Consider the following 15,497-nt stretch of genomic DNA (forward strand, 5'->3'; position numbering starts at 1 on the left):
TTAATCCAGACCCAGAACACCGCGTAATTGCGACAAGTCTTCCGCCAGCGTCGTGATTGGCCCTTTCAGCGCATTGCGATCGGCGTCGGTCAGTTTGTCATAGGTTTCAAAACCGTCTTTGGTACGGTACTTGCTCAGAATGGTATCGACTTTTTTGAAGTTCGCATCCACCTTCGCCAACAGCCCAGCATTGGATTTTTGTAACTGAGGGCGCAGGAGATCGACGATTTTCTGCGCGCCATCGATATTGGCCTGGAAATCCCACAGATCGGTATGGCTGTAGCGATCCTCTTCTCCGCTGATTTTGCTGGCAGCGACTTCTTCAATCAGTCCTGCTGCCCCGCCAACCACTTTTGACGGTGGGAAGGCCAGCTCGCTAATACGCGTTTGCAGGTCAAGAACATCGCGGTTTAATTGGTCGGCATACTTGTCCATGCCTTTGGTGGTGTTGTCGCCGAACAACGCTTTCTCCAGGCGGTGGAAGCCGGTGAATTTAGGATCGGCGGCTTTTTGCTCATAATCATCTTCACGCGCATCGATGCTGCCGTCGAGATCGGAGAACAGTTCAGCAATCGGTTCAATACGCTCATAATGCTGACGGGTTGGCGCATACAGCGATTTCGCTTTTTCCAGATCGCCGGCTTTAATCGCATCGGTGAATGCTTTGGTGCCCGCAACCAGTTGTGCAGTTTCGGCTGTCACATAGGCTTTGTATTCGGTAATTGCGCCACTTAGGCTCAGCAGAGCATCGCCCTGCGCGGCATCCGCCGTTGCGCTACCTTTTACAATGAGTTTGCCTTTCGGGTTGGTCAACAGACCGCAGGTCATATCATATTCACCTGGCTGCAGGTTAGCTGTCATTTTCTGGCTAAAGCCCGGCGCAATGTTTTCACGTTCTTCAACCACCATAACCCCTTTAAGGATCTCCCACTCCAGCGCTTTCTGGCTGTGGTTCTGGATGATGAACTGCGTTTTCCCAGCGTTAACCGTGATCGTCATCGGCTCACACTGTTTGTCGTTAACCGTGACTTTCACCTGCGGGATATCGGCGGCTTGTGCAGAAAAAGCGGAGGCAAACAGCGCGGCAATACCCAACTGCAGCGCACTACGGCGAAAATTAAACGTCATAACCTATCCCTATAAATAAGTATGTTGTAACTAAGGAGTGTTCTGCATCGCGTTTTTATCAGGGTGCGGTACGCGATGCCGTAGTGCCTGAACGCGGCGGCAGTGCAAACATAATCAATGCCGGAATCAGGTAGATAAACCAAATGGCGACTTCACTGACGCTCGGCGCTTCCTGATAGCCGAAAATACCTTCCATCAATGTGCCAAACAGCGAATGCGTTGAAAGCACGCTGCTCATGTCAAACGCCACATCCTGAAAATGATTCCATAACCCGGCTTCGTGGAACGCGCGGATGGCCCCAGCGGCAAGACCAGCGGCCACCAGCAAAATGAACAGGCTGGTCCATTTGAAGAATGCCCCGAGGTTGAGGCGAATGCCGCCGAGGTAAATCAGGTAACCCAGCACCACTGCGGTGGCCAGCCCCAGCATCGCACCTAACGGTGGCCACATGCCTACATCCTGCTGGAATGCCGCCAGCAGGAAGAACACCGATTCCAGGCCTTCACGGGCAACGGCAAAAAAGACCATCATCACCAGCGCCCAGCCGTGATGATTGCCGCGTTGCAACGCGTTATCGACAGCCTGTTCAAGCTGGACTTTGACGTTGCGCGAAACTTTACGCATCCAGAACACCATCCAGGTGAGGATCACCACGGCAATGACCGCCACGATGCCTTCAAACAGCTCCTGTTCTTTTTGCGGAAATTCACCGGTGGTTTCATTGATGAAAACGCCTAACGCCAGACATAACGCCGCCGCCAGCAGAACACCAATCCACATCACACCAATCCATCGACCACGCTGAGTCCGTTTCAGGTAGCTGGCAATCAGGCTGACTATCAGCGCGGCCTCTAACCCTTCGCGCAACATAATAAGAAATGGAACAAACATGCGAAGAACCCTTAAACGTTATTCTCAGTCAATTGATGAAAAGAAAAGTAAATTACAGTGATAGTGATTATCATTACAGTAAAGAAAAACTCAAGCAGAATGTTTTGAGAATGATGACTTAATGTAAACAGTTAGGCGGGTAACGATTAGGGCGGTTTGCAGCGGGGACAAATAAAAAAGCCCGCACGCGGCGGGCTTAAAGATCGAGGCGGATTACTCTGCCTGTAAACGTGATGGCGGAGCTGTGTGATAATGCGCATCAGCCTCGGCAAAACGTTGCTGCATAGCGGCTGAAGGCGCTTTACCCAACAGGCTGAAGACCACAATACCGATGCTGCCGAAAATAAAGCCTGGGATGATTTCATACAGACCCAACCAGGCAAACTGCTTCCAGACGATTACCGTCACCGCACCGATGAGCATCCCGGCCAGCGCGCCGTTACGCGTCATACGCGACCACATTACGGAGAACAGAACCACCGGACCAAACGCCGCGCCAAAGCCGGCCCAGGCGTAGCTTACCAGACCAAGCACACGGTTCTCCGGGTTCGCCGCCAGCGCGATAGACACCAGCGCCACAACCAGCACCATGATGCGACCAATCCATACCAGCTCTTTCTGGCTGGCATTTTTACGCAGGAACGCTTTATACAAGTCTTCGGTGATTGCACTGGAGCACACCAGCAGCTGGCAGCTCAGGGTCGACATCACCGCTGCGAGGATAGCAGACAGCAGAATACCGGCAATCCACGGGTTGAACAGGATTTGCGCCAGTTCAATAAACACGCGTTCGGCGTTCTGGTTAACGGCACCGGCAAGCTGTGGGTTGTTGTTAAAGTAAGCGATACCAAAGAAGCCAACGGCAACTGCACCTGCCAGACACAGGATCATCCAGGTCATACTGATGCGGCGGGCATGAACAATGCTATGGTGAGAATCAGCCGCCATAAAGCGCGCCAGAATATGCGGCTGACCGAAATAGCCCAGACCCCAGCCCATCAGGGAAATAATGGCAACAAAATTCAGCCCTTTGAACATGTCCACGTTCTCAATGCTCTTTTGTTTAATCACTTCCAGCGAATCGTCAAACCCACCCACGCCAATGACTACCATTACCGGCGTCAGGATCAGGGCGAAGATCATCAGGCTGGCCTGGACGGTATCGGTCCAGCTTACCGCCAGGAAACCACCGATAAAGGTATAAATAATCGTCGCGGCCGCCCCTGCCCACAGCGCTGTTTCGTAACTCATGCCAAAGGTGCTTTCAAACAGACGCGCCCCTGCCACAATACCGGAAGCACAGTAGATGGTGAAAAACAGCAGAATAACCAGCGCGGAGATAATACGCAGAATTCGGCTTTTATCTTCAAAGCGACCGGTAAAGTAATCCGGTAACGTCAGCGCATTGTTATTGTATTCGGTATGCACGCGTAAACGTCCGGCCACCAGTTTCCAGTTGATCCACGCGCCCAAAATAAGGCCAATAGCGATCCAGCTTTCTGAAATCCCCGACAGGAAAATCGCGCCAGGCAGGCCCATCAGCAACCAGCCGCTCATGTCAGATGCCCCGGCAGATAACGCGGTCACGAATGGACCCAGACTGCGTCCACCCAGAATGTAATCGTCAAAGTTTTTGGTTGAACGCCATGCAATAAACCCTATCAATATCATGCCGAAAATATAGACACAGAATGTCACTAACATCGGTGTGCTAATAGCCATCAAAACTCTCCAAAATTATGTATCAGCAATGCCGTGGCTTGCCGTTTTATTACCCTGCCGGAACGTGGCAAAGATATCTATGTTTACCAGGGCGACCGTATCCTGCCGGAAGCGATGGTCATTCACAATCGATTTAACACACCATTTACATCAAATTTAATCCAGAGTAGATAGCATTTTTCTGTAGGTTGCACTCTCTCACACTTTTTTCGGTTGCACCTTTTAAAAGTGTTAACTACCGCAGAGAAAAAGATTCGGCAACTTTTATAGCCCCCGTCAAAACACTCATGTTTATTAACATTTCATTCATTTCCAAGCTTGCAAACCAAGTCACATTTAACACGGTTGCACAAAGTTGCAACATAGTGGATATTTCTCGGTAACTATCAGACCCGTATTTCAGTACAACAGGAGTAAACGGCATGGGAACCACCACGATGGGGGTTAAGCTGGATGACGCCACTCGCGAGCGTATTAAAACAGCAGCATCACGAATCGATCGCACGCCACATTGGCTGATCAAACAAGCCATTTTTAATTATCTCGAAAGACTGGAAAATGACGACGCGCTTCCTGAACTACCGGCCCTGCTGGCGGGTGCTGCGAATGAGGGCGATGAGTCGACCACGCTGCAAAATGAAGCGCATCAGCCTTTCCTGGAATTTGCTGAACAGATCCTGCCGCAGTCAGTTTCCCGCGCGGCAATCACCGCTGCTTACCGCCGCGCCGAAACTGACGCCGTACCTATGCTGATGGAGCAGGCTCGTCTGCCGCAGCCTATCGCCGAGCAGGCGCATAAGCTGGCATACGATCTGGCAGACAAACTGCGTAACCAGAAGACCGCCAGCGGCCGCGCCGGGATGGTACAAGGTTTATTGCAGGAATTCTCCCTTTCTTCACAGGAAGGCGTCGCGCTGATGTGTCTGGCCGAAGCCTTGCTGCGTATTCCAGATAAAGCGACCCGCGATGCGTTAATCCGCGACAAGATCAGCAACGGTAACTGGCAGTCGCACATTGGCCGCAGCCCGTCTCTGTTCGTCAACGCGGCGACCTGGGGGTTGTTGTTTACCGGTCGTCTGGTTTCAACGCATAACGAAGCCAGCCTCTCACGCTCACTCAACCGTATTATCGGCAAGAGCGGTGAGCCGCTGGTGCGTAAAGGCGTCGACATGGCCATGCGCTTGATGGGCGAGCAGTTTGTCACCGGGGAGACCATCGCTGAAGCGCTGGCTAACGCGCGTAAACTGGAAGAAAAAGGCTTCCGTTACTCCTATGACATGCTGGGCGAAGCGGCCCTGACCGCCGCCGATGCACAGGCTTATATGGTTTCATACCAGCAGGCGATCCACGCCATTGGTAAGGCCTCTAACGGGCGCGGTATCTACGAAGGGCCAGGCATTTCTATCAAGCTGTCGGCACTGCATCCGCGTTACAGCCGTGCGCAGTATGATCGCGTAATGGATGAACTCTATCCTCGTCTGAAATCGCTTACTCTGCTGGCACGTCAGTACGACATCGGCATTAATATCGACGCCGAAGAGGCTGACCGACTGGAGATCTCCCTCGATCTGCTGGAAAAACTGTGCTTTGAACCCGAACTGGCAGGCTGGAACGGGATCGGTTTTGTTATCCAGGCCTACCAGAAGCGCTGCCCGTATGTTATCGACTATCTGATTGACCTCGCCACGCGCAGCCGCCGCCGCCTGATGATCCGTCTGGTTAAGGGCGCCTACTGGGATAGCGAAATTAAACGTGCCCAGATGGACGGTCTGGAAGGTTATCCGGTCTACACCCGTAAGGTGTACACCGACGTTTCCTACCTGGCCTGTGCGAAAAAACTGCTTGCCGTACCGAATCTGATCTACCCGCAGTTCGCCACCCACAACGCCCATACGCTGGCGGCGATTTATCAGTTAGCCGGTCAAAACTACTATCCGGGTCAGTACGAGTTCCAGTGCCTGCACGGCATGGGCGAACCGCTGTATGAGCAGGTCACCGGCAAAGTTGCGGATGGCAAACTGAATCGTCCATGCCGCATTTATGCACCGGTCGGCACGCACGAAACGCTGCTGGCTTACCTGGTGCGTCGTCTGCTGGAAAACGGCGCCAACACCTCGTTCGTCAACCGCATTGCCGACACGACCCTGCCGCTGGATGAACTGGTTGCCGATCCGGTCGAAGCTGTTGAAAAACTCGCGCAGCAAGAAGGTCAGGCCGGTCTGCCGCATCCGAAGATTGCCCTGCCGCGTGACCTGTACGGTAAAGGCCGCGAAAACTCAGGCGGGCTGGATTTAGCTAACGAACATCGTCTGGCCTCGCTGTCCTCTGCCCTGCTCAACAGCGCGCTACAAAAATGGCACGCTAAACCCATTCTCGAGCACCCGGTTGCTGACGGCGAAATGACGCCAGTCGTTAACCCAGCCGAGCCGAAAGACATTGTCGGTTACGTGCGTGAGGCGACTCACGCTGAAGTGGAACAGGCGTTACAGAACGCAGCGAATAACGCGCCGATCTGGTTCGCCACACCGCCACAAGAGCGCGCCGCCATTTTGCATCGTGCCGCCGTTCTGATGGAAGGTCAGATGCAGCAGCTGATTGGCATCCTGGTACGCGAAGCGGGTAAAACCTTCAGCAACGCCATTGCGGAAGTGCGCGAAGCGGTAGACTTCCTGCATTATTATGCCGGTCAGGTTCGCGATGATTTCGATAATGAAACCCATCGACCGTTAGGACCCGTGGTTTGTATCAGCCCATGGAACTTCCCGCTGGCCATTTTCACCGGGCAGATTGCCGCCGCGCTGGCGGCGGGTAACAGCGTGCTGGCGAAACCGGCGGAACAAACCCCGTTAATTGCCGCCCAGGGCATCGCTATTTTGCTCGAAGCGGGTGTACCGCCGGGCGTGGTGCAACTGTTGCCTGGTCAGGGTGAAACCGTCGGGGCGCAGCTCACTTCCGATGAGCGCGTACGCGGCGTCATGTTTACCGGCTCAACGGAAGTCGCCACGCTGTTGCAACGCAATATTGCCACCCGCCTTGATGCTCAGGGGCGTCCAATCCCGCTTATCGCCGAAACCGGTGGGATGAACGCAATGATTGTCGACTCCTCCGCGTTGACGGAACAGGTCGTGGTCGACGTTCTGGCTTCAGCGTTTGACAGCGCCGGACAGCGCTGCTCCGCGCTGCGCGTCCTGTGTCTGCAGGATGATGTAGCCGACCATACGCTGAAAATGCTGCGCGGCGCGATGGCGGAATGTCGCATGGGTAATCCAGGTCGCCTGACCACCGATATTGGGCCGGTAATTGATGAAGAAGCCAAAACCAATATTGAGCGCCATATTCAGGCCATGCGCGCCAAAGGACGCCCGGTGTTTCAGGCCGTGCGCGAAAACAGCGACGATGCGCGTGAATGGCAAACCGGTACCTTTATTGCTCCGACGCTGATCGAGCTGGAAAGCTTCGACGAATTACAAAAAGAGGTGTTTGGTCCGGTACTGCACGTCGTGCGCTACACCCGTAACAATCTGGGCAACCTGATTGAGCAAATTAATGCCTCCGGCTACGGCCTGACGCTGGGCGTACACACCCGTATCGATGAAACCATCGCCCAGGTCACAGGATCGGCACACGTGGGGAACCTGTACGTTAACCGCAATATGGTCGGTGCCGTTGTCGGCGTTCAGCCATTCGGTGGCGAAGGCTTGTCTGGTACCGGGCCAAAAGCAGGTGGACCGCTGTATCTGTATCGCCTGCTGGCTAACCGCCCAGAAAATGCGTTAGGCATTACGCTGGCCCGTCAGGATGCCGACTACCCGGTCGATGCACAGCTTAAAGCTGCACTCGTTCAGCCGCTGGAAGCGCTCAGCGAATGGGCAACCGATCGACCCTCGCTGCAGGCGCTCTGCCAGCAGTTTGGCGAACTGGCGCAGGCCGGTACTCAGCGTCTGCTGCCAGGACCCACTGGCGAGCGCAATACCTGGACGCTGTTGCCGCGTGAACGCGTACTGTGTATCGCCGATGATGAACAGGACGCGCTGGTACAGGTTGCCGCCGTGGCTTCCGTTGGTAGCTTAATCCTGTGGCCAGATGATGCGTTCCATCGTGAACTGGCAAAACGTCTGCCAGCCGCCGTCTCCGGGCGCATCCAGTTTGCCAAAGCGGACAACATCACCACGCAGCCGTTTGATGCCGTTATTTTCCACGGCGATTCCGACCAACTGCGTTCACTGTGCGAAGCGGTAGCTGCCCGCGAAGGGGCGATTGTATCAGTCCAGGGCTTTGCCCGTGGCGAAAGCAATATTCTGCTGGAGAGGCTGTACATTGAACGCTCCCTGAGCGTCAATACCGCCGCTGCCGGGGGGAACGCCAGCCTGATGACAATCGGCTAAGGTTGTGGTTAATTAAGGCTCCGGTTAGGGGGTAATGCCTGTCAATTAAGCATTACGGCGAACATGTGATTTCGGCTCAGGGTTCCGTTCACCTCAGTGGTATCACTTTTCTGAGGCTCAGACACCCGTGAACGTGCAAGAGAGGCTCACCGCCGCCTCCCTTGCATCCCTGGCTCCCGGCGGGAAAATCGTCGCTGCGCGATTCATTCGTCTTATGCCGTCTGCCTTCGGGTCGGGGCCGGGCCTGCGTCCCTGCAGGCCGTCCCCTCTGCCCGCATCCCTGCGGGCAGACCCGGTCAGCCGTCAACGCCTCATCGATTTTCAGCCGGAACGGGGTCATCGCTGCAACGCACTGACTTCCAGTTAACTCTGTTTTGCTGTTCAGATAAAAAAACGCAGGGGTCAGGTGTGGGCTGGTCCGGCTGAAAATTGCCGACGTGTTTCCGTAAGGCCGGGAGAACCCGCAGGGATGCGGGTTCAGGGCGCGTTTTGCAGGGACGCTTCCTCGCGCCCGGCCCGGTAGCCTGGAGGAATAAACGGAGGGGACCGCGGAGCGGCAATTTTCCCGCCGGGAGCCGGGATTGTTAAGGGTACGGCGATAGTACCCTTAACACGTTCACAGGGAGGATCGTTTCAGAGAAGTGACAAACGTAAGGTGAACGTAGCAATATACCGGAGGCAACAGATTCATTACCTCCGTATGTGCCACTCATCCTCGTTAACTGACAAGCATGACTCCGGTAACGGGGCCTTTTTTATGGAGCCAGAGGGAAGCATGAAACGAATCGTACTGACATGTGCAACGCTGCTGTTGAGCGGCCAGGCGCTGGCGGATGACTGCGCCAACGCGAACACTCAGATTGAGATGAACACCTGTGCGGCAGAGCAGTTTAAGGCGGCCGATACCAAACTTAATGACACTTATCAGAATGCGCTTAAGCGCGCCGCCCCAACCCAGCGCGATTTACTGAAAAAAGCGCAAATCTCATGGATAACCCTGCGCGATGCGGACTGCGCGTTAATCAGTTCCGGCACCGAAGGCGGTAGCGTCCAGGCGATGATTTCCAGCCAGTGTCTGACGGATAAAACCAACGAGCGTGAAGCGTTTCTCGCCTCGCTCTTACAGTGCGAAGAGGGCGATTTAAGCTGTCCGTTACCGCCAGCCAGTTAACGCACGCGGATCCCTTCAATAATCATCCGCTGCACGCTCTCCACCGTTTGGTTAAAAAAGGCTTCATCACGCAGCGTTGCGCCCGTTACCGCCTCAACCTGTGGGGCAAAGTCGGCGTAGTGCTGGGTTGAAGCCCAAATCATAAAAATCAGATGATGCGGATCGACCGGAGCCAGTTTCCCACTTTTGATCCAACCGGCAATCAGCGCCGATTTCTCATCAATTAGCGTTTTGAGATCGCCCGTTAATTCAGCCATCAATAAAGGCGCACCTGCCAGCATCTCCATACAAAACAGTCGTGAAGCCTGAGGGTAATCGCGCGACACTTCCAGCTTAAGGCGAATGTATTCTTTAATGGCCGCTAGCGGCGCAAAGTCTTCGCGAAAAGCCTTCAACGGAGCCAGCCAGACGTCGAGGATTTGCCGCAAAACAGCAATATAGAGCACCTCTTTTGACGGGTAGTAATAAAGCAGATTCGTTTTTGACACACCCGCCTGCTCAGCGACCTGTTCGAGACGCGTGCCGTGGATCCCATATTGGGAGAAGATATTTAATGCCGCGGTTAATATGGCCTGGCGTTTTGCACTGACGGCCTGCGAGCGCTTACCTGTTTTTTTCTCTGCGCGTTGGACCATGCGCCCTCTCCTTCTTGTGAGGGCGTCAGCATACCAAATCACGCGGTGAATGGTTAAATTAAAGCGACTCCGGCGGTGCCTCTTGCACTCCCCCTTTTTTCTTTTTGAACTTCAGTTCGCTGACCAGCACGCCAACAATAATGAATGCTGCGCCGAGCAAAGCCAGTAGCGGTAAGCGTTCCCCCGCCAGGCGACCAAAGATCCCCGCCCACACCGGCTCACCGGTATAAATGACCGTCGCGCGCGTCGGCGAAACGCTGCGCTGTGCCCAGTTCATGGTGACCTGAATAATCGCACTGAAAATCCCCAATCCCAGCGCCACCACCAGCAATCCCGTAGACATCGGTGGTACGGACTCTCCGGCCGGAGCCATGGCAATAAACGCCACTATCGAAGCGGTTGCCAGTTGTACCACCGTTACCCGCCGCACATCCACTTTTCCCGCCCACGCGCTAATCAGGATAATTTCTGCCGCAATCGCCACCGCGCCGGCGAGTGTGATCCACTCTCCTTCACCTAAAGCCAGCAAATTGCCTCCTGGTCCGGCGAGAAAAATCAACCCGATAAAGGCCAGCACAATGCCGACACACGGCATCAGGCCGGGCATACGCCCCAGACACAGCCATTGTAAAAGCGGGACCAACGGCACATACATCGCGGTAATAAACGCCGATTTACTGCTGGGAATAAACTGTAGCCCCCAGGTTTGCAGACTATAGCCCAACGCAATTGCGATACCGATCGCAACGCCTGCTTTGACTTCCAGCCACGTCAGTTTATGCAATGTGCGTAGTGACAAAAGCGCGACCGCCAGCGCAGCGGTGGCAAAACGCACGCCGACAAAGAAAAAAGGTCCGCTCAGGGTAACGGCATATTGCACTGCCAAAAACGTGCCACCCCAGAACATAGTGATCACAATGAGGATCGCTTCCTGAGGTTTAACAGAGAAGGAATAACGAGAAAGTAATGACATGAGACACCCGATTAACTGAATGTCGTTAGTCTGCGTTGCGTTTTGTTACAGTTCAACCTTGCAGACAAAAAAAACCGCCGGAAGAAACCGGCGGCGGTGGGTGGCTACGTAACGTCTGACTCTGATCCTCAGCCGTCACGGCATATCTGACAGCTAGCCCGGCAATTACGATTTGTTGTTGCCGTGGCTATTTTTGCCCCCTTTTTTGCCTGCCTCTGAAGCGCGTTGCGGGTCATTCTTAAAGTTGCCCCCGCTGTGCTGGCCACCTTTTCGACCTGCTTCTGATGCTCTTTCGCGATCTTCCGCAAAGTTGCCGGAACCGCCTCGATGGTTTGCCATTACTGACCTCCGTCATTGATTAGACATCATATTGCATAGGTACTGAGTAGTGATACCTCACGCAGCGTTACGGGCGATACCCTGAAAATAACTGCGTGGGATTAAGCATAGTGAAGCGTGGCCTGAGCAGCCGCTAACTGTAATATCCTGCAACAGGATTGGTGGTGATAGAGAAATAATCACAGCGAGAAATCAATAAGTCTTTCTTATGACTACCAAATTCCACCCGGTTAAATATGTATCATTTTGCAACAAGAGAAGTTGTTATAAAAATTGTTATAAATCAAAGAAGTGATTGTGAAATTTGCACTCCTGACAGTACGTCATATCTTTAAAGGTAGGTAGCGAGTCGCTACGGACACGGTTAACTCGAGGAGTAGTGTAAAATGGCAAAAGTTCTGGTGCTTTATTATTCCATGTACGGACACATTGAAACTATGGCCCATGCAGTCGCAGAAGGCGCAAATAAGGTAGATGGCGCGGAAGTAATTATTAAGCGTGTACCAGAGACCATGCAGCCGGAGATTTTCCTCAAAGCTGGTGGCAAAACACAAAACGCACCAGTCGCAACCCCGCAAGAACTGGCAGATTACGATGCCATTATTTTTGGTACCCCCACACGCTTTGGCAATATGTCCGGTCAGATGCGCACCTTCCTCGACCAGACTGGCGGGCTGTGGGCTTCAGGCGGCCTGTACGGCAAACTCGCCAGCGTATTCAGCTCGACAGGAACCGGCGGTGGTCAGGAACAAACCATTACATCAACCTGGACTACGCTTGCTCACCATGGGATGGTGATTGTGCCTATCGGTTACGCGGCGCAAGAGCTGTTTGATGTTTCTCAAGTTCGCGGCGGTACCCCTTACGGCGCAACCACCATCGCCGGAGGCGACGGCTCTCGCCAGCCAAGTCAGGAAGAATTATCTATCGCCCGCTATCAGGGTGAATATGTCGCAGGTCTGGCAGTAAAACTCAACGGCTAATCTTCAACAGGAGGATTCGAATGCCAACTCAAGAAGCGAAAGCCCATCGCGTCGGCGAATGGGCAAGTCTGCGCAATACATCGCCGGAAATAGCCGAAGCCATTTTTGAAGTCGCGCATTATGACGAGAAACTGGCGGAAAAAATTTGGGAAGAAGGTAGCGACGAGGTGCTCATCAAAGCCTTTAAGAAAACAGACAAAGATTCGCTCTTTTGGGGTGAACAGACTATCGAACGCAAAAACGTCTAGCGCTCAGACTCCCCCGCGAACACGGGGGAGTTTTTCTTTTACTTAGCCGCCTCATTCAACACGCTGTCGAACTTATCTATCGGGCAAAAGCCATCCGCATCTATCGGACACCCTTTCAGCTCCAGCGTTACACGCTGCGCCGGGGATTTCAGGGTCAGAACGTCTGCATTACGCAACTGCTGCGAGCTCTGATACACGTACTCGATTTTCATCAGATCACGATTCGCGTTGCTGTCATGCCAGCGCTGGAAGACAATCTTCCCGCCAATCGGCGTACGCTCGTTCTGATCGTGAAGCTGGTACGGTTTGAAATCCAGCGCGGTGAGCAGCGATGCGATGTTTGAGTCATGCCCCACCAGCACGGTTATTTTTGGCGCTTTTACCCGTTCAGTAACCAGCGCATTATCAATATACTTCACCAGCGGTTTGGCGACGTTCTGCGCCACTTCCGGGGAGGTGAACAGGCTGTCCTGATAGCCATTTTTCAGCTTCGACAGAACCTTCCACTGTTGATCGGATTTAATCTCGCCCCAGGCAACCTTATCCATCGGGAAGCCTTCGTAATATTGCAGCGTGAAGGCATCAACCAGCGAATTTCCGACCTTCAGCGGCCCCGAAACCCCAGGCTCCTGCTGATATTTCGCGCTAAACGTATCTTTGGCATCGGTCAGGGAACACTGCTGTTTTTCTTTGCAGGACGGAGAGTCTTTGTAGTCGGTCATTTGCTCAAGCAACTGATAGCTGTCGTTGAGCTGCATTTGGCTACGCTCTTTCTCCATTGCCTGAACCGCCTGCTGGCTGAAGGCGGCGGAATCATCGGTGATCACCGGGTTAAAGGTGGGATCCATGGTGCCCATTTTTTCCTGATGATGGACCGGGACGTCGCAACCCGGGAAAGCACCGGTGACAAAGAACTGCGCCGTCGCGACCGTACGCTGCAGGCTGTTAGCGTAGGTATAGACCGTACCCGGCGCCGGACATTCGCCCGATTTCACCATCCCCTGCTCTGCCAGCCACTCTCGCATATAGTGGCCCATATAGATTTCCAGCACGCCGCCTTTGGTGGTGAGTTGTCCGCCGGGGACATCCCATTCTGGCCATTGTTTGGGGGTGGACTGCTCAAGAACACTGCCATTATTGGCTAAAGGTGCACGTAAGTTATGCCGACTCATCATCAATACTTGCTGAAGCTGATAGCCTTCCGGCGCGGTCTGCGCCTGCGCGGCGGTTGACATTAATACAGCCCCTGCCACGGCTGCGGCGATTAACGATTTATTCATCCCTACGACCTCTTGTTGTTATCAATCACAACAGAGTGTGACAGAAATATGACATATTTCCCGGAACGCTTTCGCAAAACGCACCATCTACGGTGTCGTTTTAATACCGAACTCGGTTTCTAATTTGCGAATGCCAAGCGGGGTGAAGGTGACGCGGCGACCACTCAGCTCCGTTTTTATCCATCGTTTTTCAATCAGCCAGCGTAGCAGCGATGCGCCAAGCACGCCGCCGGGATGGTAACGTCGTTCACTCCAGTCCAGACAACCGCAGGTTAATTTCCGCCGCGATGCGCTCGCAGCCAGGACAATCCCCATTTGTGCCAGTTTTTCCTGCCCAAGAGAGGTCAGCGTTTCACCATCCGGCGTTAACCACTGACGGGAAACCAGCGTATCGAACAGCCTCACCGCCACCTCGCCAGCGAGATGATCGTAGCAGGTTCGGGCATGTCGTAAGCCTGGCGGCGTCGTGATTTTTCGTGGCGTAGATGTAGCCCACGCCACGCCCATCAGGCGCTCCAGCAGTTCAGCGATATCGGAGCCTGCAAGGCGAAAATAACGATGCCTGCCCTGCGCGAGCGCCACAACAAAACGTTGTTCGCACAGACGCGCCAGATGCGCACTGGCGGTCGACGCTGACACATCCGCCACTGCGCTGAGTTCGGTCGCGGTCCAGGCGCGGCCATCCATCAGGGCGCACAACATTCGCGAGCGCGATTTATCGGCCATCGCCGCCGCGGTGAGCGCCATTCGTGACTCCAGAGCGCCCTCTTCCTCACTTAACATCACTGATGCCATAGCGACCTCTTTGACACTGAATGTCTGAATTAACGATGCCATGAATGCGTTCTAAAGTCACCGCACAGGTCACACCGCACGCAGCATCATCTCAATACCCAACCCGACCAAAAAAAACAGAAAACAGCGTTTAAACACGAGCGGAGAAATAACCCGTCGTACACGGGTTCCTAACCACTGACCAATCAGCGCAGGAACAATGGCCAAAGCCGATAAGCTCAACGACTGTACGGGCAGCGCGTTGTGCCACCACAGACCAAGCGCCAAAGCCAATGTCGAAAACGTAAAAGAGATCCCGAGCGCCTGAACCAGTTCATCTTTCTCAAAACCCAATGACTGGATCCAGGGCACGGCGGGCATCACAAATACACCGGTTCCGCCAGTCAATAAGCCAGTAACAAATCCTATGATGAGGGAGTACGGTTTTTCATGCTGCGGAGCCACTGCAATTTTCTTTCCGGCCAGCGTCCAGATAGCGTAAGCCACCAGCGCCACGCCGAGCGCAAACTGGGTACGGGTGGTATCGCCGCCGGTAATCCAGGCGCTGGCAAGCAGTGTCGCCACCACCACCGTCAATAACATTGGCCACAGTCGTTTGACTAATTGACGCGTATTTCCGCCACCGCCAAACTGAAACAGATTGCTAATCAGCGAAGGCAACAACAGCATGGCCGCCGCCGCAACCGGCGAAATAAGCGATCCGAGGATCCCCATAGCCACGGTGGGCAATCCCATACCAGTGACGCCTTTTACCATCCCGGCGAGGACAAACGTGGCGGCAATCATCATCACCAGAGCGGGCCCAAACGCTAACGAACTCGTCATGCTGCACTTTCCTGAAAAAGAGAAGATGACCCATTCTGGACGTTAATCGCAATGCTCGCTTCGCCAGGCAACGAAATATGTCTTCCCGCTTACGGGTCATAATATAAAAATGCCGGGTTTC

The 15,497-nt window shown here is 54.0% G+C and carries 13 protein-coding genes; 4 read left to right on the forward strand and 9 right to left on the reverse strand.

The annotated features are described in order from the left end of the window. From efeO to putP, 3 genes are all read right to left on the reverse strand, one after another. Window positions 1-1,128, reverse strand: a complete 1,128-nt coding sequence (gene efeO, locus HV243_RS15990) for an iron uptake system protein EfeO (RefSeq protein WP_053390117.1) — start codon at window positions 1,126-1,128, stop codon at window positions 1-3. Between the two features lie 58 nt (window positions 1,129-1,186). Next, window positions 1,187-2,020 carry an iron uptake transporter permease EfeU gene (gene efeU / locus HV243_RS15995; RefSeq protein WP_053390116.1) on the reverse strand — a complete coding sequence of 278 codons (834 nt, stop codon included), beginning with the start codon at window positions 2,018-2,020 and terminating at the stop codon, window positions 1,187-1,189. A gap of 213 nt (window positions 2,021-2,233) precedes the next feature. Beyond that, window positions 2,234-3,742 carry a sodium/proline symporter PutP gene (gene putP, locus HV243_RS16000; RefSeq protein ID WP_016152586.1) on the reverse strand — a complete coding sequence of 503 codons (1,509 nt, stop codon included), beginning with the start codon at window positions 3,740-3,742 and terminating at the stop codon, window positions 2,234-2,236. Window positions 3,743-4,164: 422 nt separating this feature from the next. Between putP and putA the strand changes: the two genes are divergently transcribed. Both putA and HV243_RS16010 read left to right on the forward strand, forming a co-directional pair. Beyond that, window positions 4,165-8,127, forward strand: a complete 3,963-nt coding sequence (gene putA, locus HV243_RS16005; protein WP_016152585.1) for a trifunctional transcriptional regulator/proline dehydrogenase/L-glutamate gamma-semialdehyde dehydrogenase — start codon at window positions 4,165-4,167, stop codon at window positions 8,125-8,127. Window positions 8,128-8,902: 775 nt separating this feature from the next. Further along, complete coding sequence (locus HV243_RS16010; RefSeq protein ID WP_053389922.1) at window positions 8,903-9,298, forward strand: lysozyme inhibitor LprI family protein; 396 nt, start codon at window positions 8,903-8,905, stop codon at window positions 9,296-9,298. Here the strand turns inward: HV243_RS16010 and rutR are convergent. The 3 genes from rutR to HV243_RS16025 form a co-directional block, all read right to left on the reverse strand. After that, complete coding sequence (gene rutR / locus HV243_RS16015) at window positions 9,295-9,933, reverse strand: HTH-type transcriptional regulator RutR (protein WP_053389923.1); 639 nt, start codon at window positions 9,931-9,933, stop codon at window positions 9,295-9,297. The two genes, HV243_RS16010 and rutR, sit on opposite strands and share 4 nt — an antisense overlap. A 58-nt stretch (window positions 9,934-9,991) precedes the next feature. Then, window positions 9,992-10,906 carry a DMT family transporter gene (locus HV243_RS16020; protein WP_016156164.1) on the reverse strand — a complete coding sequence of 305 codons (915 nt, stop codon included), beginning with the start codon at window positions 10,904-10,906 and terminating at the stop codon, window positions 9,992-9,994. 165 nt (window positions 10,907-11,071) lie between these two features. After that, a complete protein-coding gene (locus HV243_RS16025; protein ID WP_003036022.1) occupies window positions 11,072-11,245 on the reverse strand; it encodes a general stress protein in 174 nt (57 codons plus the stop codon). A gap of 386 nt (window positions 11,246-11,631) precedes the next feature. Between HV243_RS16025 and wrbA the strand changes: the two genes are divergently transcribed. Together wrbA and HV243_RS16035 are read left to right on the forward strand one after the other, a co-directional pair. Continuing rightward, window positions 11,632-12,228, forward strand: a complete 597-nt coding sequence (gene wrbA, locus HV243_RS16030; protein WP_003832057.1) for an NAD(P)H:quinone oxidoreductase — start codon at window positions 11,632-11,634, stop codon at window positions 12,226-12,228. Between the two features lie 20 nt (window positions 12,229-12,248). Beyond that, the gene (locus HV243_RS16035) at window positions 12,249-12,476 is read left to right on the forward strand and encodes a YccJ family protein (RefSeq protein ID WP_016152581.1); all 228 of its coding nucleotides are present in this window, start codon (window positions 12,249-12,251) and stop codon (window positions 12,474-12,476) included. A gap of 38 nt (window positions 12,477-12,514) precedes the next feature. On the opposite strand, the gene agp is transcribed toward HV243_RS16035, so the two are convergent. From agp to HV243_RS16050, 3 genes are all read right to left on the reverse strand, one after another. Then, the gene (agp, locus tag HV243_RS16040) at window positions 12,515-13,756 is read right to left on the reverse strand and encodes a bifunctional glucose-1-phosphatase/inositol phosphatase (protein WP_016156163.1); all 1,242 of its coding nucleotides are present in this window, start codon (window positions 13,754-13,756) and stop codon (window positions 12,515-12,517) included. Between the two features lie 87 nt (window positions 13,757-13,843). Next, window positions 13,844-14,551: a winged helix-turn-helix domain-containing protein gene (locus HV243_RS16045; protein ID WP_016152579.1), complete on the reverse strand. Its 708-nt coding sequence runs from the start codon at window positions 14,549-14,551 to the stop codon at window positions 13,844-13,846. A gap of 69 nt (window positions 14,552-14,620) precedes the next feature. After that, complete coding sequence (locus HV243_RS16050) at window positions 14,621-15,376, reverse strand: sulfite exporter TauE/SafE family protein (protein ID WP_053389924.1); 756 nt, start codon at window positions 15,374-15,376, stop codon at window positions 14,621-14,623. Window positions 15,377-15,497 lie beyond the last annotated feature (121 nt).

The organism is Citrobacter sp. RHBSTW-00599 (assembly GCF_013784065.1).
Taxonomy (GTDB): domain Bacteria; phylum Pseudomonadota; class Gammaproteobacteria; order Enterobacterales; family Enterobacteriaceae; genus Citrobacter; species Citrobacter braakii.

Bases quoted from the DNA above. Each gene is read 5' to 3' on its own strand.
- efeO (WP_053390117.1), bottom strand. From the start codon at position 1,128: ATGACGTTTAATTTTCGCCGTAGTGCGCTGCAGTTGGGTATTGCCGCG.
- efeU (WP_053390116.1), bottom strand. From the start codon at position 2,020: ATGTTTGTTCCATTTCTTATTATGTTGCGCGAAGGGTTAGAGGCCGCG.
- putP (WP_016152586.1), bottom strand. From the start codon at position 3,742: ATGGCTATTAGCACACCGATGTTAGTGACATTCTGTGTCTATATTTTC.
- putA (WP_016152585.1), top strand. From the start codon at position 4,165: ATGGGAACCACCACGATGGGGGTTAAGCTGGATGACGCCACTCGCGAG.
- HV243_RS16010 (WP_053389922.1), top strand. From the start codon at position 8,903: ATGAAACGAATCGTACTGACATGTGCAACGCTGCTGTTGAGCGGCCAG.
- rutR (WP_053389923.1), bottom strand. From the start codon at position 9,933: ATGGTCCAACGCGCAGAGAAAAAAACAGGTAAGCGCTCGCAGGCCGTC.
- HV243_RS16020 (WP_016156164.1), bottom strand. From the start codon at position 10,906: ATGTCATTACTTTCTCGTTATTCCTTCTCTGTTAAACCTCAGGAAGCG.
- HV243_RS16025 (WP_003036022.1), bottom strand. From the start codon at position 11,245: ATGGCAAACCATCGAGGCGGTTCCGGCAACTTTGCGGAAGATCGCGAA.
- wrbA (WP_003832057.1), top strand. From the start codon at position 11,632: ATGGCAAAAGTTCTGGTGCTTTATTATTCCATGTACGGACACATTGAA.
- HV243_RS16035 (WP_016152581.1), top strand. From the start codon at position 12,249: ATGCCAACTCAAGAAGCGAAAGCCCATCGCGTCGGCGAATGGGCAAGT.
- agp (WP_016156163.1), bottom strand. From the start codon at position 13,756: ATGAATAAATCGTTAATCGCCGCAGCCGTGGCAGGGGCTGTATTAATG.
- HV243_RS16045 (WP_016152579.1), bottom strand. From the start codon at position 14,551: ATGGCATCAGTGATGTTAAGTGAGGAAGAGGGCGCTCTGGAGTCACGA.
- HV243_RS16050 (WP_053389924.1), bottom strand. From the start codon at position 15,376: ATGACGAGTTCGTTAGCGTTTGGGCCCGCTCTGGTGATGATGATTGCC.